Origin of the sequence: Mesorhizobium argentiipisi (SeqCode) (assembly GCF_037179585.1) — a bacterium.
Classification (GTDB): Bacteria; Pseudomonadota; Alphaproteobacteria; order Rhizobiales; family Rhizobiaceae; genus Mesorhizobium; species Mesorhizobium argentiipisi.
This window is the reverse complement of the sequence record NZ_JAPYKO010000044.1, coordinates 1-24683: the sequence shown is the minus strand read 5'-3', so window position 1 is coordinate 24683 and position 24683 is coordinate 1. Positions and strand designations below refer to the sequence as shown.

The window sequence follows — 24683 nt, the reverse complement described above, 5'->3', positions numbered from 1 at the left end:
GCCTCTATCTGCCCTTGCGGACGGGGCGAACCGCGATCGGCGTGGTCGGCCTCGACAACGACAAGCAGGGACCGCTGCTGACGCCCGAGCAGCAACGCCTGCTCGACGCCTTGGTCGACCAGGCAGCCGTCGCCATCGAACGCGTCCAGCTCGTCGCCGATGTCGATCGCGCCAGGCTGGCCGCGGAAGCGGACCGGTTGCGCTCGGCGCTGCTCACCTCGATCTCGCATGACCTGAAGACGCCGCTTGCAGCGATCATGGGCGCGGCCGGCACGCTGAAGGAATTCGCGCCGGCGCTGCCGGAAAAGGATCGCGCGGAACTTCTGGCGACGGTCGTAAGCGAGTCCGAGCGGCTGAACCGCTTCATCGCCAATCTGCTCGACATGACCAGGATCGAGTCGGGCGCGATGGAACCGAATTATGCGCTCCACTATGTCGGCGATGTCGTCGGATCGGCGCTGAACCGCGCCCAGAAGATCACCGCCGAACACAGAATAGAGACCGACATCCCGACCGACCTGCCGATGCTGCGGCTCGATCCCGTGCTGTTCGAGCAGGCATTGTTCAACCTGCTCGACAATGCCGCCAAATACGCCTTGCCCGGCTCGGCCATCCGGCTGCAGGCCTGGGTGGACAGCGGCGCCGTCATCCTGCAGGTGATGGATGAGGGACCGGGCATCCCGCCCGACGACCTGGCGCGGATATTCGATACCTTCTACCGCGTGCGCAAGCGCGACCAGGTGCGCGCCGGCACGGGCCTCGGCCTGTCGATCAGCCGTGGCTTTATCGAGGCGATGGGCGGCACGGTCACGGCGGCCAACCGCACCGACCGTCCAGGCGCGATCTTCACCATCCGCATGCCGGTGCCGGCCGAGTTGCCGGCGCTCGGCGCACCCCTTACGGATGATGCGGCATGACAAATCAGACCGTCTCCATTCTGGTCGTCGACGACGAGCCGCCGATCCGCAAATTGCTGCGCGTCGGCCTGGGCAGCCAGGGCTACGCGATCTCCGAGGCGCCGAACGCCAAGGCGGCGGTCGAACTCGTCCAGGCCGAACGGCCCGACCTGATCCTGCTCGATCTCGGCCTGCCCGGCATGACCGGCCTCGAGCTGCTCGGCAAATGGCGGGCCGACGGGCTCGATGTTCCGGTTGTGATCCTGTCCAGCCGCACTGACGAGGCCGGTATCGTCGCAGCACTCGAGCTCGGCGCCGACGACTATGTGACGAAGCCCTTCGGCATGAACGAGCTGGTCGCGCGCATCCGCGTGGCGCTGCGCCACCAATTCCAGCAACAGGGCGAGAAGCCGGTGTTCCATACCGGCGACCTTTCGGTCGACCTTGTGAAGCGCATCGTCAAGGTCGAGGGCAAGGAAGTGAAACTGTCGCCCAAGGAATATGACATCCTGCGCATGCTCGTGCAGTATGCCGGCAAGGTGCTGACCCATCAGTTCCTGATGAAGCAGATCTGGAACGACTCGACCGACGTCCAGTATCTCAGGGTCTATGTGCGCCAGCTGCGGCAGAAGATCGAGAGGACGCCGGACCAGCCGCGCTACATCATCACCGAAACGGGCGTCGGCTACCGTCTACGCGAGGTGGAATAATGGTCAGGGTGGCCGACACAAAGGCCATCAGGGCGCACGAGCGTGGTACTCACCTTCAAAGGTGCGTACAGATCAATTCCGCCTGATGACATAGGCGATCACGTCTGACCTATCCAACCTCGGCAATGTCATAACCGGCCAATACGCGTTTGCTTGAAACACGCTCACGCCCACTGAGATCCCTCGTTTAGAGCGGGATGAGATTACTTCCGATCATAGCCTGAGTTTGAGTAGTTTGAGCACTCTGTCGGTGTGAGGCGGTTGAGGGTCTGCCCGATCGCGTCGCAGACGGTTTCGACGGTGCGGCTTGCAGCCTTTCTCAGCCAATGCTTGAGCTTTGAGAAGAGCTGTTCGATCGGATTGAGATCGGGCGAGTATTTCGGCAGGAAGAAGAGCTTTGCGCCGGCGGCCCGTATGGCGCGGCGCACCGCCTTGCCTTTGTGCGAGCCGAGATTGTCCATGACGACGATGTCACCGGGCCGCAGCGTCGGGACGAGCACCTTCTCGATATAGAGGAGGAACCTCTCACCGTTGATGGGCCCGTCGATCAGCCAAGGCGCATCGATGCGGTCTTGGCGCAGCGCCGCCAGGAAGGTCATAGTCTTCCAGTGACCATGCGGCACTTTGGCCTTGATGCGCTGTCCGACCGGTGCCCATCCCCTGAGCGGCGACATGTTGGTCTTGGTCCAGGTTTCGTCGATAAACATCAGACGAGCCGGGTCGATCCGGCTCCGATATTTCGTCCACTGCATCCGCCGTCGCGCGATATCGGGACGATCCTGCTCGGAGGCGATCAGCGTCTTTTTTGTGGCTGAGATTCTCGGCATGGACGAACTCCCACACCGAGCGGTAGTCGACCTTCAGGCCGCGCTCACCAAGCTCGGCAACAAGGCCCCGCAGAGTAAAGTCCTGCGCTTGGCAACGCTCGATCAGCCAGTCGCGCCACGCTCCAGACAGCTTCTTCGGTTTGTAGCCGCCCACTTGGCGAGGCGCGGCGCTGCCAGTCTCTTCAACCCGCTTAAGCCACTCAATGGCCGCGCTATAGCTGACGCCAAATCGAGCCGCTGCCGCTCGCCGTGAGAGCCCTTCCGTCATGACCGCGGCGACACCCGCTCGCGAAGGTCCATCGAATATCCTGCCATTCATGCTGGCCTCCTCCCCAGCATGAATGTCGAATCAGAACCGAGATGATTTGGGAATCCCACGACTCACACAAATCTCATCCCGCTCTAGCAGACGATTTTCGGTGACAGATCTGTACTGGCGGTAGCCCTGCTCCGACCCGACCCAGTTGCGCCAATCAGATCATTCCCATAGCGGAATCTGACATCCCAGTCTCACCCACGAGCGCGCGCAGTTCAGCCGCAGGTGCGAGACAAAAAGTTCGAAAAGCTTCCAGGAACCCCAGTCGATGGTCAATTGTAGAACTGTCCGACGATGAGAGCGGGTTGTCCGCTTTTGTGTCCGTAGCGGAGATTGCTGACCTTCAAGAGAATTCTCGCGGCCTGTTGAGTATCTTGGCTTCCTAAAGCCTGAGAGCGGTTCTGAAGGTGGAGAACTCGTCATCAGTGATCTGAACCACGTGCTGTGGCTCGGGGTAGGCGCCGGTCTGGACGTCGGCGATGAATTCGCGATAGGCGGCGATGCGCTCGTGCTGCAGCCGCTCATACTCGGCGGCGAAGTTGCGGTAGGTCTTTGCATGGCGCGGCTTGTGGCCGGTGGTGTGTCCGAGCACGTCCTCGCTGAACAGATACTGCGCGTCGGCATGCGGTCCGGCGCCCATCCCAAGCATGATCATCGGTGTGCTCCTGGTAATCAGTTCGGCAATGCGGTCTGGCACCACTTCCAGCTCGGCGCCGAAGCAGCGAATGGCTTCAAGGCGTTTGACGTGGTCCCACACCGCATGCGCGCTCTCGGCCGTCCTGCCGACAGCCTTGAAACCGCCGGTCCAAGTGCATTGCGAGGGGATCAGGCCAACATGGGCAACGACAGGCACGGCGTTGTCGCAGAGCGTCTTTTGGATATCGAGCGAGGCGGCACAGTAGAAGCAGTCGCCGCCGATGCGCATAAAGTGGTAGGCGGTTTTCAGATAGTCCTCTGCCGTGACCAGATTGCCGGCGGGGCCGTAGGGAAGCCCAACCTGCACGAAGCAGCGGCCGGCCGCCTCGCGCATCTCTGGCGAGAAGAAACGGCCCTCGATCGACAGCATGTCGACGCCGGCCGCGTCGGCCGCCGCCGCCTCTTCGAGCGAGGTGACGTAGAGCATGGAAATCTTCTGGCCGCGCCCCTTCATGGCGCGGATGTCGGCCACGGTCGGTCGGCTGTTCTTGGTAACCATTCTTTTTCCCTCAGACGGTAAAAGCTTCACGGAAGGTCAGCAGCGCCGCCTCGGGGTCGCCGGAGGCGAACGCCTCCATGCCGACCGGCCCGCGGTAGCCCATGTCCTTCAGCGCACGGGCGATGCCCCGGTAATTAATCTCGCCGCTGCCGGGCTCCATTCGTCCAGGGACGTCGGCCACCTGGACCTCGCCGATCCACGGCAGGCAGGCGCGGCAGAGCTCGATCAGGTTCCCTTCGCCGATCTGTGCATGGTAGAGATCAAGATTGAGGCGCAAGCCCGGCCGGTTGACGCTCGACACTAGCGCAAGCGTGTCTTCCGCGCGTCCAAACGGCACGCCGGGATGGTCAACCGGCAGGTTCAGATTCTCCAGCGTGAAGGTCACGCCCTCGGCCTCGGCAAGGTCGGTGATGCGGTTCAACGTCTCGCGTGCCTTGAGCCACATCGCTCCGGTGACGGTCTCACAAGGGGTTACAGGCAGGCCGCCTTCGCCCAGCCCGGTACCATGTAGATTGAGCCGCGCGACGCCGAGGCGTTTGCCGACCGCCGCGGTCTCCTTCGCCGTCTTCAACAGTTCGGCGGCGCCCTCGTCATCGGCAAGCCTGCCGCGCAGATAGCCGTTCATAATCGAGAAGGTCGCGCCGGATTTCTCCAGCATTGCGAGATCGTGCTCGGGCCAGTTCCAGAGGCCGACCTGAAAACCCATTTCGGTGAGGCGCCGCACGCGCCATTCCATCGGCTTGTCGCGCCACAGCATTTCGACGCAAGCCGCCAGTGTAAAAGTATCGGACATGTCAGACCTCGATATGCACGCGGCCGTCCTCGACCTTCGTGGCGTAGGTTTTCAGGTTCACGCAGACTGGTGCGCGCAGCGCTTCACCGGTCCGGTAATCGAACACGCCGTTGTGCTTCGGGCATTCGATTCTGTGTTCCATAACCAGCCCGTCGCTCAGATGCACCTTCTCATGCGTGCACAGCCCATCGGTACAGAAGAATGCATCGTCGGGGCTGCGGTAGATGGCGAATGTCCGGCCCTCGTGATCGAAGCGGATGACGTCCTCTTCATCGATGTCATCGGTCGCGCACGCATCAATCCATTTTGCCATTGTCACTCTGCCGTCTGTTCTTTGGTTGGTCGAAAATGGGGCCGGCAGAATTCCGCCGGCCGCACAGGAAGATGCCCGGGAGGAGGAGATCGGCGTCTTCACTGGTCACGCATATGGCTTGCGCCATGCGGCGCATGCCCGTCATCAGCCATGGAGAAGCTCTCGATCTCTGCCTCAAGCTCGGCCATCTGCTCGCCCCCCGCCATCAGGTCGGTGATCGCCTCGCGGCTTTTCTCGCCCTTGCGGAAATCGGCGGCCTTGGCACCCCTGATGAGGACGGCGAAGTGGTCGCCAACGGTCAGCGCATGGACGACATTGTGGGTGATGAAGACCACCGCGATGCCCTTGCGGCGCGCCTGGAGCACGATGCGCAGTACGTGCGCGGCCTCCTTGACGCCAAGCGCCGCGGTCGGCTCGTCGAGGATCAGCACGCTTGCGCCGAAATGCACGGCGCGCGCGATCGCCAGCGCCTGGCGTTCGCCACCGGACAGCCCGCCGACAAGGCGGTCGCCGTCGTCGATGCGGGTGATGCCGAGCTGGCGCATCTCGGTGACGGCGGTCTCGTTGGCCCGTTTGCGGTCGTAGATGGTCAGCGGCCCCCAGCGTCGCGTCGGCTCGGCGCCGACGAAGAAGGAGCGGCCGATGCTCATCAACGGGAATGTGCCGCCGAACTGGTGGACGGTGGCGATGCCATGGTCGCTGGCGTGGCGGGGGCTGTCGAAGGCGACTGATCTGCCGTCCATTTCCATCGTGCCCGATGTCGGCTTGTGGACCCCAGAGAGGATCTTGATCAGCGTCGACTTGCCGGCGCCATTGTCGCCGAGCAGGCACAGCACCTCACCTCTGTTGACCTCGAGCGAGATGTTGTGGAGCACGTCGATCGGACCGAACGACTTGTTGATGGCGGTCAGCCTGAGCAGGGGCGGTGTCATCGGCGAGCCCTCGATTTGGCACGTGGCGCGTAGGTCAGCGCCATCGTGCGGAAGGTGTTGTTCATCAGCACCGCCGCCAGCAGCAGGACGCCGATGATCAGACTTGCCCAGTTGGCGTCGAAGCCGGTGTAGAAAATGCCCTGATTGACGATGGCGAAGGTCAGCGTGCCGAGCACGATGCCGACCACCGAACCATAGCCGCCGGTGAGCAGCACGCCGCCGATGACCACCGCGATGATGGAGTTGAAGATGAAGGATTGCCCGGCGGCCACCTGGGCGCTGTTGTAGAGGATCGCCTGCGACATGCCGACGAAGGAGGCGCACAGGCCGCTGCTCATGAACAGCGCGATGGTCACCCGATCGGTCGGAATGCCTGCGTTGCGGGCGCTGACGGCGTCACCGCCCATGGCCAGGATCCAGTTGCCGAAACGCGAGAAATTCAGGATGAAGCCGACGATCAGGATGGCGGCGATCCACCAGAACAGCGTCACCTCGAACTTGCCGCCGAGATAGTCGCCAAACAGGAGCTTGGCGGTAGGGCCGCTCTTCAGCGCGACGCTGGTGCTTCCGGACAGGATGACCGAGAGGCCGAGTGTCAGGCCGGCCAATGCGAACAGCGTGGCGAGCGTAACGACGAAGGACGGCACTTTGGTGCGGATCACCAGCACGCCGTTGATGAAGCCGACGGCAAGCCCAAGGCCAAGCGCGGCGAGGATGCCGACGATGATCGGCAGGTCGTAGTGGCCCGACAGGATGGCAATGGTCATCGAACTGGCGGGGACCATTGAGCCGACGGAGAGATCGAGATACCCGGCGATCATCAGCAACCCGATGGGAAGCGCGATGATGCCGAGTTCCGAGGCGACGTTGAGCCAACTCGCGGCACCGCCGGCCGACAGGAAATTGGCGCCGCCGAAGATTGAGAAGAAGATCAGGACTGCGACCATGCCGATCAGCGAACCGACCTCGGGCCGGCGCACGAGGCTGCCGATCGAGGGCATCGATGAGCGCTGAGAGGGCGGCGCAGTGGCTGCCATAGCGGGTTGGTCACGGGCTTGGGATGTCATCGAAATGTCCCTGGCTTGAATAATAACGAGCCTGGCGCGACCTTTCGGCGGCGGCGCGGGGCTGATGATGTCCGGTCCACGGAGGGCCGGACACTCCGAGCGAGCTATCGGGCGCCGGCCGCGGCACCAGCCATCGTCGCATCGACATTGGCTGCGTCGACGATCCCCGGTCCGGTCAGCACCGGCTTGGTCGGCAGGTCGAGCCCATAGTTGACGAGGCCGTTCAGGAGCGACACCGCAAGAAAGCCCTGCAGATAGGGCTGCTGGTCGACGGCGAACATCTGCGTGCCGGCCTTGATGCGTTGCAGGCCGGTCTCGTCCATGTCGAACGAAGCGAGCTTGACCTTTTCGCCGGCATTGGCCTGGCTGATGGCGTTGGCGGCACTGTTGGCGTCGCCGGCGCTGATGGTGATGACACCGTCGATGGTGTTGTCCTTCAGCACGGCGGCCTTGATCGCCTCTGCGACTGCTGTCGGGTTGCCGAAGCTCGACGACGGCAGCGGCAACTGGCTCGATTTGCCGCCGCTCTTGGCGATCGCGTCGGCAATGCCCTTGCAGCGGTCTTCCGTGTTGGTGGCGCCCGGCAAGGTGTTGACGCAAAGTACGTTCTTGGAGCTATGGCTGCCGTAATAGGTGCCACCACCCAGACCAGCCGCGTATTCCTCATTGCCGACATAGTTCATGGCGCCGAGCCGCTTGGCCGCATCCATGCCGCCGGAATTGTAGATGATGAGCGGCACGCCAGCGGCAACGACTTCCTTGAAAGCGTCATCCATGGCCTCCGGCACCCAATCAGGGCCGACAATGGCGCTCGGCTTCTGGCTGAGCGCGGTGCGGATCAGCTTGGCCGCGTCGGGGCCGAGATTGTCGTAGTTCTGCGGGCCGAGCCAGGTCACCGAGCCGCCGGTCAGTTCGGCGACCTTGCCGGCATCGTCGGCGCCCTTCTTGACCTTCGACCAGAAAGGGTCGTCCGCCTTGCCGCCGATGACGAAGATCTTCGCCCCCTTGGACTGGGCCATCACGGCTGTGGCTGATGTCGCCATCACCGCCGCCGTCATCATTGCCGTCAACAGTTTCGTTGTACGCTTCATGTCATCTCCTCCCGATTGCCGTCGTCAGACGGATTTAGAAAACTGCGAATTCAACTGCAGGCGCGCACCTCTCCCGTTGCGCGCCGCATCACGTGATTATTGGTTCGCTGCGGCCTTGGCGTTCACGCGTTCCCTCTTTTTCTGGAACCGGGCGTCCATCATGGCGTCGCCCTCCCTGGTGCCGTCGTGCCAGGTGCCGAACAGCCGATCGAGCGGGATCAGCCCGTCGCCGCCGTAGTTCACCTCGAAATATTTGTGATGCAGGTAGTGTGCGTAAGCGTGGCTCTCGACCGCTGTGTCCTCGGTCACCTCCAGCTTATCAAAGCCGAGATGGCCGTTGACCGCACCGAAGCCGGCGATATGCAGCTGGAACAGCGCGACAATGGGATTGGACGGGATGACCAGATGCCACAAGGCGACCGCGTGATAGAGGAACCCCTCCACCGGATGCATCGACAGCGATGACCACGGCGACGGATTGATCGAATTGTGGTGGACCGAATGGATCCAGCGATAGAGCGGCCCCCAGTGGATCAGGCGGTGGATGAAGAAGAAATGCACCTCGTGGATGGCCGGCGCGACCAGCACCAGCGCTGCGAGGTAGACAGGGTGATCCGACCAGCCGACCCACGGCACGTAGCCATTGGCAAAGCACCACAGGAAGATGACTTCGACCACGGTCCACAGCGGGATGGTGATGAAGAACGAGCGCAGGAAGTTGTCGATGTTCTGGCTCTGGAACCAGAACACATCGGAGGGCGCGTCGCCCGGGAATTTGTGGTTGTACTTGAACCGCGTCGCCTGGGCGCGCTTGATGTAATAGCGCAGCTCGAAGATGCCGTAGAAGACCAGGATCGCGGCTGCGTTGACGGCATAGAGCCATAGTGCCCAGCCCCAGCTGATCATCTTCATCGTCTCGACGCTAGGGACGATATAGAACCAATAGAGGAGCGCGGTCGCCATGTGGAACGCATTCCACGGCCAGAGATAGCCGGGCAGCCATGCCAGGATCTTCGGCAGCCTGGGCGGCCAGTTCCACAACGGCGCTCCCTCGATGCGCCCGTTCGGCTTCCAGTCGCCGCGCTTGTCGCGCACGCCGTATTTGAGGTCGTCCATGCAATCCTCCACCCGCAATGCGGCATCTGCGACGCCTTGGGACGGGCCGCACGCGCACGCTGCCTCACTCCGCAAGAGGGCGGTGGGCAAAATCCCGTCTGCGCTGTGCTGCTGCTAACCCTTGGGCCGGCGGTGCGTCCGCCTTGCTTGCTTTTCCCGAGATAAGCATCTTGATCCAAAATGAATCAAGAATAGAATGTTTGTTCCAAACTGATTGTGTCATTCATATCAATCTCGCGCGATAAATGACATCTTCGTGTCAATTGCTACTGGCGGATGAGACGAAATGGGTCACAACAAGCGGCCGACGATCAGGGATGTAGCCGTTGAGGCGAATGTTTCGGTGGCCACCGTCAACCGGGTGCTGAGCGGCGCTGGCGCCGTTCGCCAAGGCACGCGCGAGCGCGTCAGGCTGGCGGCCGAGCAGATCGGCTTCTACGGCACGGGCGCGCTGCGCAGCCGCATAGCGGCCGCCAAGCCGCACTACCGCTTTGGCTTCCTGCTGCACCAGCCCGGCCGCGCCTTCTACCGCAACATCGCCGAGGCGCTGCGCGCGGTGGCGCCGTCCCTGCCCGACTGCGAGATTGAGCTGCGCATCGAGTTTCTTGACGACCTGTCGCCGCAGAATGTCGCAGCTCGCCTGCTGGCGCTCGGCGCCGAATGCGACGCCGTCGGCGTCGTCGCTGCCGTCCATCCGCTTGTCACCCAGGCGGTCGATGCGCTGCAGGCCCGCAACGTGCCGGTCTTTGCGCTGATCTCGCAGATCTCGGCGACAGGTCAGGTTCATTACATCGGGCTGGACGGCTGGAAGGTCGGCCGCACCGCGGCCTGGGTGTTCGAGCATGTCTGCAAGGCGCCCGGCAAGCTCGGCATCCTTGTCGGCAATCACCGCTATCGCTGCCAGGAGATGAACGAGAGCGGCTTCCGCTCCTATTTCCGCGAGCACGCCCCTGATTTCACGCTGCTGGAGCCGCTGCTGACCTTCGAATCGAGCGCCATCGCACAGGAAATGACCGAGAAGCTGCTGAACGAAAATCCGGATCTGTCCGGGCTTTATGTCGCCGGTGGTGGGATCACCGGCACTATCGCGGCCCTGCGCTCCACCGGCCGCGCCGGCAGCATCGTCGTCGTCGGCTATGAGTTGATGGAGTCGACCCGCCCGGCGCTGCTCGACGGCACGCTGACCTTCATCATCTCGCACCCGCTCGCCCGAATCGCGCCCGAAGCGCTGACCGGTATGGTCCGCGCCGTTTCCGCCCCGAACGATGGTGGCAATTTGACCGCCATCTTGCCGTTCGAGGTATACACGCGGGAGAATATTTAGAGCAAAGATTACAGCACAGCTTTAGGAGCTTCATATCAGGGGCCCGACATTTCTGGCATCGACGCATAGCTTTCCACAGACGTCCGCTCTTGGACAAAGTCCAACACGCGGGAAAACGGCCGAGATTAGGCGCATAACCGCCGTTCAGCCCCCAGAAATATTGCGTGCTTTCTCACTGTTGCTCCGACAAGGAGGCATGTGCCGAATGTCGATGCTCCGCCCAATCCACGTCTTAATTTGCCCCATCAGCCCACGCAATTCGGGTCGCTGAGCGACCCAGAAAGTTCGAAAAGCTTCCAGGAACCCCAGCCAAACTGGACTCTCCTTCGAAAAAGATGTCTGCCGTGCACCCATGGCTGCGCCGGATGCGACGTCACCTTCCACTACAAGGACTATCGTCGCGAAGGCGCCGACCGCCAGCAACTCATGACGCTTGGCCACGGACGACTTCCGCCCGCCATGCCCCTGCTGTGGCGGCCGCATGATCATCATCGAGACCTTCGAACGATGGAGGCAGCCGCGCGGACCGCCGGGTGCACGGACGACGAACCGGGAGACCGCCCCATGACCCGGCATGGCATGATCCAGTCTAATGTCGTAGGCGCCCAGCCTCCGGCACCGGCCCCACGCCTGTCCATGGTGATCATCAACGCCGACAGAGCCGTGGCCAGCCGCGTGCCGGGCCGACAACATCGCCTGGAGGCGCATCGAAGCGACCTGTCGGCATCCAACTCCGCCCTCCTGGGCGAGGTCTCAGCCATCGCCGACATCAGCCGCAAATCGAAATCTCCATAGCCCTCGCCTGTGGCCCGCGGGTTCCTTCCTCGGGGACTTTCGTACGCCTGCCGGCGCCCGAAACTCTTCACGGAAGCCGGCCGTCTGCCCGTCTGCTATCACAATGAAACGATCAAAAGGCACCCGTACCGCCCGAGTGTCGCGAGGCAGCCTAGATGTGCACAGTTGCGAGACGATTGGGTGTTATTGAAAGCCAGCAGCGTTCAAACTCGGTTCGGCGACTGAACGCGTAGTCGAGCGGACTGTGAAGCTGTACGGCTTGCCGATCACCGAATCGATGATCGCGCAATCTTGTCGACATAGGCCTCCAGGCCTTTCTTCGCGGTGTCAAGCGGGCCGGTAATGCCTGCCTCCTACAGGAGGGAGTAGGTTCACTTGGCCGTCTCATCCGCCTGTTGTCTCACTGCATCTATCAGGTCTCGTGTCGCTTGGGCGACTTTGGCAACGGGTAGTCGCTGAACGCAGTAGACGCCGCCCGGGTTGTTGGGTTTGCACAAATCGGGCGCAACGCACTGGCAAGGCAACGGCGGCTCAACGGTGCGGTGAAGCACCCCAAAAGGCCCCCAGATGTCAGGGGGCGTCAGGCCATACAGGCCCACAACTGGAGTTCCGACTGACGCAGCCAAGTGCATTGGCCCGCTTTCGTTTCCCAGAAACATAAATGCATCCGCAAGCAATGCTGTTAGCGTCTCAAGCGAGGCTTTACCAACAACACTCACCAACGGCGACGTTGCCACGTTCAAGATAGCCTGCGCTATTGCGCTCTCGTCAGGTCCACCAATCAGCAGTGACCGCAGGCCCGTCCTTGCATAAACCTCGTCGATTACTGCAGCGAAGCGTTCAGGTTGCCAACACCTCCCTTCGAACCTTGCTCCAGCGTGTACTGCGACGAAAGCTTTTACAGCCAGATTGCTTTGCGCCAGCATCTGGGTAGATGCGCTTCGCCCGACTGGTGTAGGCTCAAGCCTCGGTGTCACTTCGCGTAATTCTATCCCAAGCGCTTGAAGCGGGGACAGATATCGGTACAAGTAGTGCGCGCCTCCATGGCCGAAGGTTTCAGCAAATATGTTAGCAGGCTGAACTTCCCAAAATTTCAGAGGCTTTTCTGGAGGATTGTATCCGACGCGCAGGGGCGCTCCGATTAACCTGTGCATTATCCTTGAGGTCTTCGAGTCAGCGAGATCAATGGTGAGATCGAATTTTCGGCGGCGGAGGTCAGCGACCAAGCTTGAAAATTCCTTCAGTCGCTCAGGGAGGCTCCTACCAGCACTTCGACCCTCGAATCCGATGGCCACGTCAGCGATATTCTGGCTGACTACGAAGTCTCGCAGGCCAGGAGCGCAAAGCATGGTGATCGCAGCGTTTTGGTGAGCGAGGCGCAGATTTCGCACGAGCGCCGAGGTCAGAATAACATCCCCGATGTACTTCGTCTGAATAACAAGAATGGACTTGATAGCCAGCCGATCGGTCATCAAGATATTCGGCACATCGACCTCACGAACGGCGGGTGATATCGGTCATGGCGGGCTCACGGTTCCGGATAATGGATATTGCTCTTTTCAACGTCGGAGCAAGGTCGCCTTGGCAAAAGTTCGGGATGGTCCATCATATGCGAGCTTCCTAAAAAACACTTTGGACGCTCTCTCCCGATAACACTCAAAGGTGCGCAAACGATGCTGCGACAGAAAAGCAGCTCAAATGCGAAACCTCAAATCCTTGGCCGCTGTTGCCGTCATCATCGCCATCGTTACGCGCTTTTGAAAAATGCTAAACGATGGCCGTACTGGCTCGAGTATTCGCGCCATTCGTCGTCGGCCTGCTGCTGTCGTCGTCATGGCATCTGCCCCTGCCACAAGGGCAATCCACTTTCCGCAGCGAAGTCTCTATCCTCTGCGTAGATTGGCTCGCCTCTTCTCACCACCCGTCGAAGCAAATCCGCATCTTCGTCGGCATGGTATCGAATGGCATTTCGGGTGTCATACCCATGCCCGGCCTGGGAGAGTGAAAACCCGCTGACTACAACAGGAGCGAAACCGGCGAAACGCGCCAGCATGATCGCGAACGCTCCAGTGGAGATTTTCCGGTGCCAGCCGCGGGACACCATGTATTTGCCGCTAAGCCGCCAGACGATGTTGGCAAGCTGCCATTTGGTAAGCGCTTGCAAGGTGTCATAACGATAATTGAACGTGCGACAACCGGCTTTCAGCTTGTCCTCGACGTCCGTCCAAACCGGGATGATCAGATGCTTCGCCTGTCGTCCTTTTAACAAATCACGCTTGTAACAATCCTGCTCGCCCGGACCGACTAAATGCCGCGGCGTATCAGGGCGACATCGGGAACGGAAAGACCGAAGGTTTCCGCCAAAAGCTGCGAAGCATTGACGGTCACAAGTGCCCAATCGGCATCATGTCCCTCGGGGGGGCGAAAATTCGGCGCCGACCCCATCACCAAAGCGGGACCCGTGGCCCTGGGCAAGCGAAGAATGGGCTTTGAGAAGGTTGGCAAGTGATTCAAAAGCGGAGTTTTCATGGGGGAATCTGAACCGCCTGTTCCTCAAACGCGCGCAGAATGCTCTCTTCTCGGCTCCACAATTCGTCCCATTGCGTGGCGCCAGACCAGCCCGCAAACCAAGGACCGCCGAGCGTGTAGTGCGCCAGCGAGACATCGGCGGGATCGAGTTCCGAAGCCGAAGCCCCTACGAGGTAGTTCCATGCCAAAGGTAATTCCCCGATCTCATGGTCCTCAAGCCATTTGAAGGCGTGGAGGTCACGTCCAGGCCACGTATTGAGCATTTCGTTGGTCAACCGTTTGTTGGACGGATGATCTAGATTCCACAAAACGACCGACGACCAGTTTTTGCGGCGATAGAACGTCTGCGTCTGTCCGTCCATCTTGACCGCTTCGGATTCGCGTTGCTGGTGCTTAACCGCCATAATCGCGTAGGAAGGATCGACCAGGTCGAGCAGCTTGGCTGGATCCTTCAGAAACAGGACGTCACAATCGCAGAACATGGCCCACCCGCCTTGCCTCATAAACGGTACGGCAAAGCGAGATATGGCAAACTCGGTCGCCATCGGTGCCTCGGAAATCGGGCACCAGAGCTTCCCATCACGAACCACCATCGGTCGCTTCATGATTCCTTGGGCTTCAAGCTCTTTGAGCACGAGTGGCTGTATCTGCAACGGCGTGCTTGTCCGCCGATAGGCGCTCCATCGCGCTACGTCCAGAACTCGGGCTTCTCGTGGATCATACCCAATGTAGATTGGTATCATGTGGCAACTCTACTGTTTGACGTTAATTTACTCGAATTAAGCATGGCAGAACTGCAAGCGGAAGACCCGAAGTACCTCTGCCGATGCAGGAGCGTTTCAACCATACGTCTCCCGAGCGACCGGCATTATCGCCCGAAGTTTCGCTAGAGGCGACAGATGTGACCAAGATTTGAGACGCGCAGCTCGATCATGATGGCGGCGAGCCCGGTTATTGGACTTCAGATCTCCCGATCTGGCCTGTCCAGAGTGGCAGACCGAGTGAGTCGGCCACATGTGGATCGCTCGTATAAAGGGGAAAACCGAGCGCCGACAGCGCCAGCAGCGTGGCACGGTCGGAACTGATGTGCATCCGGTCGATGTTCAGTTCGTTGTAGACATGGCCGTGCGAACCTGGGTCAATTCCGGTGATGATCACGGCCGGCGCGCAGTTGTGCAAGGCGTAAAGGACCGCTGTGATCCCGGTCGAGAACTTCTCCTCCAGATGCATCTCGAAATTGGCCACACCTGTCACTGCCTCGTAGAGCGCCATGCGCTGGTGACGGGTGATCTTGCGCAGGTCGCGGCAGCGGTAGTTGAAGGCCGCGATGTTGCGGCGCAATTCCTCGATCGTGCGGTGTGCGCGCACAATCCAGAGCAGATCGGTCTCCTGGCCGGTCAAGACGGCGCGCACGGCTAAAGCGTTGGGCTTGGCCCCGTCAAGCTGGTTGACGTAGAGAAATGTTGCATCAGGAGTACCCATCCCCCAACGTGCCGTGACCGTCTGCGAGCCATTCACGGTAAAGATCGTGAAAGCATCGCGCCGAAAACCCACCGGCGGGTTTGAGACCGGCGCGGAGCCCACGATGAAGACCGGTTTTGTAAGCGGCGCAGGGTGCCGTGGCGGACGAGGGTGCAGCAGGCGATATAACAGTTTCCGCTTGATCACGAGAAGCGGGTAATCGAACAAGCGCTTACGCAGCAGCTTCGGTGCATCGGGATTCATGTTGCCCTATGCTCTGCAATCTCCAAGCGATTCCCTGGACCTTCGGAACTCAAAGTGCCAGATCGGCAGCATCGCAGAAGCGATAGCCACACTCAATATTCAGCTGACGGCCAATCTCACATCGCCAGCCGAATATGAATTTCAACATCCAGTTTCGACAACCAATAGCAAGACACATTGCTGCAACTGCGACCGAGCCCCGGCTTTAACTGGCGGGAGGATCCTACTGCCGATTGGCCCTGAGCAGGGGGTAGCCTTGGGGATATGTGCCAAGAAGCTTATTGTGTTTGAATGCCCGCAAGCGGCACCACTTCCCTTCCGTTCCTACCATGGCGCCGGATTCCAAAGCGTTGCCTGGCACTGTGGAGCGCGATACTGGCCGACCGCATCCGCCATTGTCGAGGCCTCGGTTTGGGGTGAACTCCCGGCGTCAGGATGGGAGCTCCAAAAATGCCCAATAGTCTCAACACCGGAGACGTCGTCAGGCTAAAGTCGGGAGGCCCGAAGATGACGATGAGCGATGGTGCCGCTTCCGACGCGTATCTGTGCCATTGGTTCAACCGCGAGGATGATTTGTGGACCCCCCAGCATGCCGGATTCAAGCCCGAACAGCTGGTGGTGAAGGCGGATCAGTCACCGAGCGCAGCGGATCGGCGCGCCTCTGCGGCAATGATCCCACTGTTTTCTTCATCGTGTGGAAGAAAGTCGGCAGACGCAGCTGACAACTGGGTATTCAGGGGTTGGGCGTCGCCATCGACTGACGAGCCGTTGACAACAAGGGCACGTACAGAGAGCTCAGGCTCCTCGCCATGGTTGCTGTAATGTGATCAGCATCCCTATAGATCGGCAAGCCGTTTCGAACTGCGTCGCAATGGCCATTGCTGCAAATCGTTTGAAGCGGATCGACGACGGCTGCACCATATTTTGCAGCCAGCCGCGCTAATATCGCACGCGAAAGCGCCTGCCGCTTCTCGACATAATCCCATGGAGCGGCCACATCGGTGGAACGTCCTGCTATCATCGCTTTGGCGACCGCCTCCGGCACATAGTGTCCCATCTCTGGGACATCCATCACCAAAACAATCTTGGTGCCTTGTTGCGTCAACTCTCCCATCAGGCGGTCGAGCGTTTCGACGACCGAGGCGGATCTGTCTTCAAGAGGTGGCGGCACCGAGGGGTCGAAATAAACACCCTGGTTCGGCAGTTCGGCATCGTGCACGTATTTGGGCCAGTAGGCGAGCAGGAAGACGAGGGGGATGTGCCTGGACGCGATCAGATCGCGCACTGCTCCATTGAAGTCGCCGCACCGTTTGGTGTAGCCACGCGGCGTGAGCTGAACGCCTGGCAAAGGCGGACATGAAGAATGACCGGCAAAGAGACCGGTAACGCCGGTTTGCGTGGCGGCCGCATCAATAGCCGGAGCCATTGCACCGGCGTGGGAGTCTCCCCACACGAGGAAAGCGGGTTTGTTCGAACCTTCGACGCCGAGCGGGCACAGCTTGCCCATGCGTATGTCGGCCGGAGTCGGCCCCGTTGTATCGGAATCGGCGAAACAGGGCGGAACGCTGAACCGGCTTTCGTCGTAGGTCGCGGCGTAGACGTTCCGAGCATCAACAGGAAGACGGGATGGAATGCCCTTGTTATGGATTATATAACTTCCAAAGCCGACGGCCACCGCAATCATAAGGACCGCTCCGGCAAACAGCGAACGCCGGCCGATCCGGCCGTTGCGACCGCGGAAGGGCTGTTCGATAAACCACCACGAAAAAGCGGCGATGGCGAGCGACATTAAGGCGATCAGGCCGCCGTTAAGCAAGGATAGTTCACGACCGGCTATCTCTCGGCTGAACACGATCGCAGGCCAATGCCACAGATAAAGCGAGTAGGAGATCAAGCCTATGGATACAACTGGCTTCGATCGCAGGACTTGGCTGACCGGCCCTTGCTCGTCGCGTGCATGGATCACCAGCGCGGCGCCAAGGCACGGCAGCAGCGCCGTCGGGCCGGGAAAGAAGGTGCAATCATCAAACCCGAAAACGGCTAGAAGGATCAGCAAGATGCCGCCGGCCGCCAAGCCTCCCCGCGTGGTCGACCGCTTCGGCATCGGTACCGCGTCGAAGGCAATCAGCGCGCCAACCAGCAGTTCCCAGGCGCGAAACTGCAGCAGGTAGAACGCCGCGACCGGCGAACGGAAGACCATCCATGCGCTCGCCGCAAACGAGACGATCAGCAATCCGATCAGGATGGGCACCGTCTGTCGCCGTGCGAACCGGTTGATTGCGACCAGCAGCAGCGGAAACAGAATGTAGAACTGTTCCTCGACCGCAAGCGACCATGTGTGCACCAGCGGCTTCATCTGCGCACCAATGTCGAAATAGCCGCTTTCCTTCTCGAACTGGATATTCGATGTGAACAATGCTGCGGCCTTCAGGCTGCGGGCGAAGTATTCCAGTTCGGCGGGCATCAACAGGAACGATGCGGCAATGGACGAGGCCGCCAGAACTGCAAAGAGCGCCGGAAAGATCCGCCGGATGCGACGCTCGTAAAAACGCAGCAAGCTGAAATCGCCGCGAGTGATTTCCCCCGAAATCAGGGATGCCATGAGAAAGCCAGAGATGACGAAGAACACGTCAACGCCAGCGAAGCCGCCACCGAAGCCTGGAACGCCGGAATGGTACAGCACCACCGGAACGATTGCGAAGGCACGCAGCCCGTCAATATCCGCACGATAAGTAAGCCTCGCTTGTCCATGCCCGTGAATTGAAGCCTGGGCGGATGGACGCCTGAGAACGAGGTTCAAACGTTATTCTCCGAATATTGCCCGTGTGGCAGGCGTTTATTAGCGCAATATGGCTTCAGCATGACTGGTCTCGATCTTCTGACCACTCCGCGAGAATGCTCGTGACGGTGCGCCGCCGCATTGAGGAAGGGCTGGTCGGCGGCGAAGGATTTGCCGTCGATGCGAGCCTGATCCGGGCGGATGCCAACAAGCAGCGCTCGGCGGAAGGATCGGGGCCGGTTACTGGAAGGCGATGGCCGACATGCGTCGATCGGTTAAGGAATACCTCGACACGCTCGACGATGCCGCCCTGGGACGCGGCGAGCGAGGTGAAGCCGAAGTCGTGTCGCGTTCCGATCCGGCCGCCCGGCGGACCGGCGCGCTGAAGGGGCGGTAGGAGTTGCCGCTGCGCCAAAAGACCTATTGGATGCCTTCCCCCTCGTTCGATGAGAACGGGCTGACGCGATACCATGCCACAAGTTCGACTGCGGCGCCTGTGAGCTCAAGCAGCGCTGCTGCCCAAACGCGCAGGCCCGCAGATCCTGCAGTCGATCCACGAGGGCGCTCGCGACATGGCGCGCGATATTGCCGCTACCGATGCCTAGGTGACTTCACGACGCGAGCGGAAGAAGTTCGAGATGCTGTTCGCGCACCTCAAGCGCATCTTGAAGCTCAATCGCCGGCGACTGCGAGGTCCGAATGGCGCGCGTGACGAGTTCCATCTCGCAGCAGCCGCCCAAAACCTCCGCAAACTCGCGAAACTGATCCCAATGCCCGCGCCAAGACAGGCGTGAAGGCGAACGCCTCCGCTCGTCGCCGATCCAAACCGCCAGGGCTCCGCCACGCCGACCGACGTCTTCAACGGTATCAGCCCATAGCGGACCTTGGTGCTGACCGCAGCGAATGGCAGCTCTCCGCCCGGTCTGCCCTATTTGGGCACCAGACCCCGGTGCGACCTGCCGCGAGCCCAGCGAAGCGGCCGGTCCGCTCACAGGGTGCCCAGCTTCCACCGTGAACGGCCGGGATTGGGCGCAGAGCTGCCGCCCCGACCCAGTCCGCTAAGGTGACCTCCTTGGTGATTTCCCGATACGAAGTGCACCATCGGCTCCTTTGCGGCTCGCATGAGGTCATCCACAATATGCGCGACTTGTGGGGAGCGGGTCACGGGACGGAAGGCCACGTGAGCTGAACAGGACGGCCGTGCCGGCTCGTAGCCTCAGCCCGAGCCTTTGCCGAAGATCCTGGCGGCCGATGAAGCCGCGATCTCTGCTTCATTCGAGTGCCCAGGCTGGATCGAGCAGCGCTGCCAGTTGCAAAAGCTCCGCCGCTCCCTCGCGATTTTCGGGAACACGGCGACGAAGCGCAGCGTTGAAGACATTGAAGGGACAGCCGCCCCCGCCGCTGTTGGCCTTCCGAGCATCTTAAAGGTCGCGCATCGGACGGGACATTGAATTCCTTGCAACTGGAGAACCCATGATGCGAACCCTTATCATTTTGGCAGCGTTTTCGCTGCTTGCCGGCCCCGCATCGGCAGCCGACCATCTCTTCACCGCCACATCGGCAGGCGGCTTGACGACCTCAAGCCAACCCTTCCAAAACGGCACAAACAACAGCGCTCCGACCGCCGATACGGTGCCCGGCCAGGGTAGTCCGCTGTCCGGTGCCGAGCATACCGTGCCGGCCACCGACACGCAGACAGGTGCCTCGCTCAGGACAATGCCGTCGGCCACCACAGGCAAGACGGCGCCGTCTGCCAATGCCCACTGACATTCGCTTCACCTCCCGAGCGCTCTTGGGACGCACCCATAGATCATCATGGGTGTCCCCTAAGCGGGATAAGTGGAGCTAAGCAAGACTGTACCGCTCGGGAATCAGTTGCCATGGGCATCCACCGTCCGGGAGCCAGCCCAGCGCGGGGCGTGTTTCCTCCCCGATGGGCTGGCTGCAACTTGGATTGTTCTGCGGCGCAGGCTTTGATGCCGTGTGTCGCGCCCTCGAAGCGGCCGGCGTCGAGTTCATTTCGGAAAACAGTGGCGGCGCCGGGGTGAGGCTGAGGAAAGCTTAGCCAGCTTGAATGTGACACCGGCTTGCGCGAATGTCGGCGTCGAGGGGTGACAGGTGCAGCACTATGACGAGTAAGGACAAGGCCTCGCCTTTCGTGCCGACGGAAATACAGGTCGGCACGGTGGAGAATGACGAAGGCGCGCTAGGTATCCTCTCAATGCTGACGACTCAAGGACTCCTAGAGATTGCTCTGGATCAGCAAGCCGCCGATGCCATCCTGAAGGCCGTCGGCACGATCAAGGCGAAACTCGACGGGCTGTAGCCACGACGCCGTTCCTTTGCCAGCCTCACCAGCGCGAGTTCTTCTGCGCCGCTGTCCTAAGCCGCCCTTGCCTCGATCGCGCTCTGGCGGGCTTCACTGGCCATTGCCATGCATTCCAGAGCGACCTACCGATGTTCGGCTTGCAACCTTCTGTCACAAAGCACGTTTGAACGCGGCTGAGCGCTAACGGAGGAGTGCGATGGACAGGATCGGGAACGGCGGCAATGGTTTTGAGGCGTTCATGGTTTTCATGGTCGGCCTCGCCGCGATAGCCGCCAGCGTCTCCATCTACTTCACCGGCCTTTAGGAAGCCAGCATCGCGCGCTTCCTTCTTAATACGCTAAAACCGTCGTCGGGTGGGGCGGAAATTGGTAGATTCAGAAAACTTAATGCCCGGTTTGCCATGGCGGCGGGAAGGTATTTGCATGCAGCCGGTGGAAGACTACGGGCGGTACCTGCTGCCCGGCCGGCACTCACCAGCAAGGTTGTCCGGGGCGCACAATTAGGTGCACCCCTTGCGAAAGAACCGGCATCAGAAGGTCGGCGCCGGTAGATTGAGCCACTGCCAGAGTGTTGCGTTGCTGCCCGCTCCCATAAGCAGCCACGGTGGGGCCCGAGCCGCTTCACCAGTTCGGCGACGTCGAGCAGCGCAGTTCGCTTGCATGTGAGGCAATAGACCGACAGGCCCGTGCCGGCCGCCAGCTTCTTGCCAAGCGCATCTTCAACGAAAGGTACTTGTTCGACATGGCGATCCTCGTGAGTGGGTCGCCGCACCGATGAGGCATTTATTCCTGCCCCAGCCGGCCTTCAGGCTCTTTCAGGAAATAAGCTTCATTGAGGAGCTTTTCCCAATGCGTGCCGAAGCGCTCGATCAAATCGCGAGCCTGTGCTTCCGTGAGCTTCGCTTCTCGCGAAAGCCTGCCGGCCAGTAGGTCGAGTTCGGTGAGATCGGTCTCGGGCAAACTGCCATCGCGGTGCTGCATCGCCTGGGCGATAACCTCGAACACGCTGCCGACTTCCTCGTATACCTCGCTAACCTCGATACCCTCCCGGTCCGCAGCTTCCATCGCTTGATCCGTCAGATCGCTTATTGTGGCAGGGTCATCCGTCACCACTTCGGGCAGATGCTCTGCCATCCAACGCTCGAGGAAATTGGCGCCCCGTGTGCTCATCATTTCCATAAGCATGAGCTGCATATTAGGTTCCGCTGATCTTAGTTGCGACCTTGAACCTTCGCTTTCGGGGAGCGTTGCCCATTGAATTCGGGAGGTTTCTGATGGCGCGCTTTCAAATCGAAGAGATCTATGGCGAACGCATCGTTGCCACGACATCTGCGGAGGCACCTGATGCGCTCAGCGCCGCAGAGACCCTGACTGGAAAGGCGCTCTCTACCAAGGTCTTGCAAGAGCACTGGTTTCGGGTTGTCGACGAACGGGAAGGCACCGTCCACGAATTCAGCATTGCAGAGGAGCCGCCAAAGGATTTCGCCAAGTGATGAACTGCTTCGGCGCGAAGCCCGGCTCGCAGATCGAGGGTGACACAGGATTATGCGAGCCGGGCCTAAGCCGCCGATACCTTTATTCCGGGGGAAGTGGTTTCAAATCGGCGGTGAAGCACCGTCTCCGATAACCTCCCGTGCTGCAATGAGGACTGAGGTCCCATTGCGACACCTGCGATGGTCTCTATTCAGCAGAAAGCTTCCGCGATCACACCATGTCTGAACGAGGATGTTTTAGCTAAGCTGAATATGCGGCGGACCACGGTTCGCCATGCCGGCGCACGCTTCAGGCAATCTCCCCCAACGAGAGGCGCCGGCCACCCTTAGCCCGTCGCCAGGTGTGGGGGCACACCAGCGGCGGGCTATCTGGCGCTTAAATTCACCGTTCGTTCACGATATTAGCGGGCGATTAAATATTTGACAAACCCGCCCTTTTAACACGGCTGACAGTCCGCCTTTACCAGACCGAATAATAAGTGACTGGACGTTTCCGGCGGCTCCGCGCGTTTATGGAGTCGTTATGTCCAGATTCTTTTTCGACCTCGCCCACAGTGGCGATGTCTACCACGACGCGCATGGCACCGATTTGGCGAGCATTCACGAGGTCAGCGACAGAGCGTTTGAGATCGTTCGCAGACTGGTGATTGGTGCAAAGAGCCGAGATGTCGTCTGCACAGTACGCGACATCAACGGCAAGGAGCTAATGCAAGTCCGGATCGAATGGACCGCCGAACGCCCGGAAGGGCCGGGAAAATCTCGATAGTTCCGGTCTATCATTTGTGGATGGCACCAGGGGCTGAGGATGAGACGATTGTAAATGCCCCGGTATTTCTTCGATTTCCAAGACACGGGCGTGAGCGCCTCGGACCCTGAGGGGACTGAGTGTAAAGACCTTGAAGAAGCCAAACGCGAGGCCGTGGTCGCCCTCTTGGAGATGACAGCGGAGCTTCCGCGCGGCTACGTTCACCGCGAATTGACCATTACCGTCCGTGACGAAGATGGGCGGAACCTCGTGCAAGCCGTCATCACTTTCGAAGTCCGCGTTCTCGACTAGCGCCCAGCCCAACCAGCGGATGAATGCGCTGTTCGCGTGAGACTCGGATTTCCCAAAGCGAAAGCAAGTCACTCCCGAGGCGCCGGCGCAGGCAAAGAAAACCCACAATGAAGATTGAAAGAGCCCGCCTGCCATGGGTGGTGCCAGACGGGCTCTTTATCGGGCCTCCCTGCGGATTCGCATTTCCAGTGTGGGCCTGGTTGCGATGAACCCCACCCGACGCGGCACGCGGTTGAAAGCAGCCCAGCCGCGCACCGCCTGTTTGGTCAACTTCACCCTGCGACCGATGTTCCATTAGCAATCACTTGAATAATGCGCTGCCCGCCCCAAACTCATGCTTATGGCGAAGGGCTCTTTCAACATTGGCGATGAGGTCGCCATCACGGCCAAGGTACGCAGACGGGTCACAGAGGACCGGGTGAGCGTGTCTATTCCCTCCTACGGCCAGCCGCATTCGATTGTGGACCGAACCTCGAAGGTGAAGCACGGCCAGGAAATCGAGCTGATCGGCGATCTTACCCGTGTCGATGAGGAAGCCGGCAAGGTGACGGTAAATCTGGGTATTCCAGTGGCCGTGAAAGCTGACACTCTCAGGCTTGTCACACGCTACGTGCCGCCGAAGCGGAAGGCGCCGCTCATCGACAAGGCGACATGAGAACAAAAGGGGGATTCATAGCGATTCCGGTTCGATCTATGATTCAGGCATGGAACGCACTTTTCGGTGACATCGCTGCTGCCCTCAGAGCCCCGCCAGCGCGTTTGCGGGCTCGCTACGGCGCCTTGGCGCTGCGCCTGGCCTCGCCACCGGGCTGGCAATCGGCATTGGCTTCGCCATCGTGCACGCAGTTTGTGAATCGGCGTGCAAAATTGACCCCATAAGCCGGGGAATCGGCGTCCAATTTTGACCCCCCTGATGCTTTGATTTGCGACCATCGGCTCGTCGTAGCGAGCGGATGGTGTGGGGGATGAAGTCGGTGGATACGATTGCCCGGGTTCGGCGCGCCTTCCATGTGCAGGGATGGTCGCTCAAGCGGATTTGCCGCGAACTGCATGTATCGCGGAACACCGTCCGCAAGATTCTCAGATCCAATGAGACATCGTTCTCCTACGAACGCGAGCGGCAGCCCAAGCCGAAGATCGGTCCGTGGCAGGATCAGCTTGACGGATTTTTGAATGGCAACCGTGGCAAGGCGGCGCGCGAGCAACTGACACTGATCCGGATTTACGAAGAGCTTTGCAGCCTCGGCTACGAGGGAGGCTATGACGCCGTCCGCCGCTACGCGAAGAGCTGGGCGAAGGCGCAGGGGTCGGCGACGGCGGAAGCTTATGTGCCGCTGTTCTTCGCGCCGGGCGAGGCCTACCAGTTCGACTGGAGCCACGAGATCGTCCTGATCAAC

26 protein-coding genes and 3 pseudogenes are annotated in these 24683 nt (G+C 60.6%); 15 read left to right on the top strand and 14 right to left on the bottom strand.

Annotated features, from left to right (window positions below; all coding sequences use genetic code 11):
- Window positions 1–917, top strand: a 917-nt coding sequence (locus O7A05_RS32040) for a GAF domain-containing sensor histidine kinase (protein WP_337097324.1), incomplete at its 5' end; no start/stop codon positions are given.
- Window positions 914–1606, top strand: coding sequence for a response regulator transcription factor (locus O7A05_RS32035; protein ID WP_337097323.1), 693 nt, complete (start codon window positions 914–916; stop codon window positions 1604–1606). The genes O7A05_RS32040 and O7A05_RS32035, both read left to right, overlap by 4 nt.
- 203 nt (window positions 1607–1809) lie before the next feature.
- Here O7A05_RS32035 and O7A05_RS32030 read toward each other — a convergent pair.
- The 8 genes and pseudogenes from O7A05_RS32030 to O7A05_RS31995 all read right to left on the bottom strand — a co-directional run bounded on the left by O7A05_RS32030 (window position 1810) and on the right by O7A05_RS31995 (window position 9256).
- Window positions 1810–2748, bottom strand: a pseudogene (locus O7A05_RS32030) (IS630 family transposase).
- 383 nt (window positions 2749–3131) lie between these two features.
- Window positions 3132–3944 (bottom strand): 3-methyl-2-oxobutanoate hydroxymethyltransferase, encoded by an 813-nt coding sequence (locus tag O7A05_RS32025; protein ID WP_337097322.1) that lies wholly within the window; start codon window positions 3942–3944, stop codon window positions 3132–3134.
- A 10-nt stretch (window positions 3945–3954) separates the two neighbouring features.
- Window positions 3955–4737, bottom strand: a complete 783-nt coding sequence (locus O7A05_RS32020; RefSeq protein WP_337097320.1) for a hydroxypyruvate isomerase family protein — start codon at window positions 4735–4737, stop codon at window positions 3955–3957.
- Window position 4738: 1 nt separating this feature from the next.
- On the bottom strand, window positions 4739–5050 hold the full coding sequence (locus O7A05_RS32015) for a MocE family 2Fe-2S type ferredoxin (protein ID WP_337097319.1): 312 nt from the start codon (window positions 5048–5050) through the stop codon (window positions 4739–4741).
- Window positions 5051–5148: 98 nt separating this feature from the next.
- The gene (locus tag O7A05_RS32010) at window positions 5149–5982 is read right to left on the bottom strand and encodes an ATP-binding cassette domain-containing protein (protein WP_337097318.1); all 834 of its coding nucleotides are present in this window, start codon (window positions 5980–5982) and stop codon (window positions 5149–5151) included.
- Window positions 5979–6983, bottom strand: coding sequence for an ABC transporter permease (locus O7A05_RS32005; RefSeq protein ID WP_337097330.1), 1005 nt, complete (start codon window positions 6981–6983; stop codon window positions 5979–5981). Before O7A05_RS32005 ends, O7A05_RS32010 begins: the two co-directional genes overlap by 4 nt.
- Window positions 6984–7153: 170 nt before the next feature.
- Window positions 7154–8140: a sugar ABC transporter substrate-binding protein gene (locus O7A05_RS32000; protein ID WP_337097316.1), complete on the bottom strand. Its 987-nt coding sequence runs from the start codon at window positions 8138–8140 to the stop codon at window positions 7154–7156.
- A gap of 96 nt (window positions 8141–8236) precedes the next feature.
- Window positions 8237–9256, bottom strand: a complete 1020-nt coding sequence (locus O7A05_RS31995) for a sterol desaturase family protein (protein WP_337097315.1) — start codon at window positions 9254–9256, stop codon at window positions 8237–8239.
- 286 nt (window positions 9257–9542) lie between these two features.
- Here O7A05_RS31995 and O7A05_RS31990 point away from each other — a divergent pair, with 286 nt between their 5' ends.
- The 3 genes and pseudogenes from O7A05_RS31990 (at window position 9543) to O7A05_RS31980 (ending at window position 11375) form a co-directional block, all read left to right on the top strand.
- Window positions 9543–10580 carry a LacI family DNA-binding transcriptional regulator gene (locus O7A05_RS31990; protein WP_337097314.1) on the top strand — a complete coding sequence of 346 codons (1038 nt, stop codon included), beginning with the start codon at window positions 9543–9545 and terminating at the stop codon, window positions 10578–10580.
- Between the two features lie 372 nt (window positions 10581–10952).
- Window positions 10953–11148 (top strand): annotated as a pseudogene (locus tag O7A05_RS31985) (IS91 family transposase); the annotation flags it as partial.
- Complete coding sequence (locus O7A05_RS31980) at window positions 11145–11375, top strand: hypothetical protein (RefSeq protein WP_337097313.1); 231 nt, start codon at window positions 11145–11147, stop codon at window positions 11373–11375. The pseudogene O7A05_RS31985 and the gene O7A05_RS31980, both read left to right, overlap by 4 nt.
- A 371-nt stretch (window positions 11376–11746) precedes the next feature.
- On the opposite strand, the gene O7A05_RS31975 is transcribed toward O7A05_RS31980, so the two are convergent.
- The 4 genes from O7A05_RS31975 to O7A05_RS31960 form a co-directional block, all read right to left on the bottom strand.
- The gene (locus O7A05_RS31975) at window positions 11747–12847 is read right to left on the bottom strand and encodes a glycosyltransferase family 9 protein (protein ID WP_337097312.1); all 1101 of its coding nucleotides are present in this window, start codon (window positions 12845–12847) and stop codon (window positions 11747–11749) included.
- A 359-nt stretch (window positions 12848–13206) separates the two neighbouring features.
- Entirely contained in the window at window positions 13207–13644 is a 438-nt protein-coding gene (locus O7A05_RS31970) for a hypothetical protein (protein ID WP_337097310.1), read from the bottom strand.
- Between the two features lie 256 nt (window positions 13645–13900).
- Window positions 13901–14647, bottom strand: a complete 747-nt coding sequence (locus O7A05_RS31965) for a hypothetical protein (protein WP_337097309.1) — start codon at window positions 14645–14647, stop codon at window positions 13901–13903.
- 208 nt (window positions 14648–14855) lie between these two features.
- Window positions 14856–15629 (bottom strand): membrane-anchored protein, encoded by a 774-nt coding sequence (locus O7A05_RS31960; protein WP_337097308.1) that lies wholly within the window; start codon window positions 15627–15629, stop codon window positions 14856–14858.
- Window positions 15630–16064: 435 nt separating this feature from the next.
- On the opposite strand from O7A05_RS31960, the gene O7A05_RS31955 reads away from it, so the two are divergent.
- Window positions 16065–16451, top strand: a complete 387-nt coding sequence (locus O7A05_RS31955; protein ID WP_337097306.1) for a YodC family protein — start codon at window positions 16065–16067, stop codon at window positions 16449–16451.
- On the opposite strand, the gene O7A05_RS31950 is transcribed toward O7A05_RS31955, so the two are convergent.
- Window positions 16363–18390, bottom strand: coding sequence for an acyltransferase family protein (locus O7A05_RS31950; protein ID WP_337097329.1), 2028 nt, complete (start codon window positions 18388–18390; stop codon window positions 16363–16365). The genes O7A05_RS31955 and O7A05_RS31950 overlap by 89 nt on opposite strands.
- A 280-nt stretch (window positions 18391–18670) precedes the next feature.
- Here O7A05_RS31950 and O7A05_RS34535 point away from each other — a divergent pair, with 280 nt between their 5' ends.
- The 4 genes and pseudogenes from O7A05_RS34535 to O7A05_RS31930 all read left to right on the top strand — a co-directional run bounded on the left by O7A05_RS34535 (window position 18671) and on the right by O7A05_RS31930 (window position 20734).
- Complete coding sequence (locus O7A05_RS34535; RefSeq protein WP_415927087.1) at window positions 18671–18805, top strand: hypothetical protein; 135 nt, start codon at window positions 18671–18673, stop codon at window positions 18803–18805.
- Window positions 18806–18885: 80 nt separating this feature from the next.
- A pseudogene (locus O7A05_RS31940) lies at window positions 18886–19202 on the top strand (transposase); the annotation flags it as partial.
- Between the two features lie 679 nt (window positions 19203–19881).
- A complete protein-coding gene (locus O7A05_RS31935; RefSeq protein ID WP_337097304.1) occupies window positions 19882–20175 on the top strand; it encodes a hypothetical protein in 294 nt (97 codons plus the stop codon).
- Between the two features lie 361 nt (window positions 20176–20536).
- The gene (locus tag O7A05_RS31930) at window positions 20537–20734 is read left to right on the top strand and encodes a hypothetical protein (RefSeq protein ID WP_337097302.1); all 198 of its coding nucleotides are present in this window, start codon (window positions 20537–20539) and stop codon (window positions 20732–20734) included.
- A 785-nt stretch (window positions 20735–21519) separates the two neighbouring features.
- Here O7A05_RS31930 and O7A05_RS31925 read toward each other — a convergent pair.
- Entirely contained in the window at window positions 21520–21930 is a 411-nt protein-coding gene (locus O7A05_RS31925) for a hypothetical protein (protein WP_337097301.1), read from the bottom strand.
- 80 nt (window positions 21931–22010) lie between these two features.
- On the opposite strand from O7A05_RS31925, the gene O7A05_RS31920 reads away from it, so the two are divergent.
- The 5 genes from O7A05_RS31920 to O7A05_RS31900 form a co-directional block, all read left to right on the top strand.
- Window positions 22011–22229 (top strand): hypothetical protein, encoded by a 219-nt coding sequence (locus tag O7A05_RS31920; RefSeq protein WP_337097300.1) that lies wholly within the window; start codon window positions 22011–22013, stop codon window positions 22227–22229.
- Between the two features lie 523 nt (window positions 22230–22752).
- On the top strand, window positions 22753–22995 hold the full coding sequence (locus tag O7A05_RS31915; RefSeq protein ID WP_337097299.1) for a DUF6894 family protein: 243 nt from the start codon (window positions 22753–22755) through the stop codon (window positions 22993–22995).
- Between the two features lie 54 nt (window positions 22996–23049).
- The gene (locus O7A05_RS31910; protein ID WP_337097298.1) at window positions 23050–23286 is read left to right on the top strand and encodes a DUF6894 family protein; all 237 of its coding nucleotides are present in this window, start codon (window positions 23050–23052) and stop codon (window positions 23284–23286) included.
- Window positions 23287–23620: 334 nt separating this feature from the next.
- Window positions 23621–23941: a transcription elongation factor Spt5 gene (locus tag O7A05_RS31905; RefSeq protein ID WP_415927086.1), complete on the top strand. Its 321-nt coding sequence runs from the start codon at window positions 23621–23623 to the stop codon at window positions 23939–23941.
- Window positions 23942–24251: 310 nt separating this feature from the next.
- Window positions 24252–24683: helix-turn-helix domain-containing protein (locus O7A05_RS31900; RefSeq protein WP_337097325.1), on the top strand; the 432-nt coding region annotated here is incomplete at its 3' end.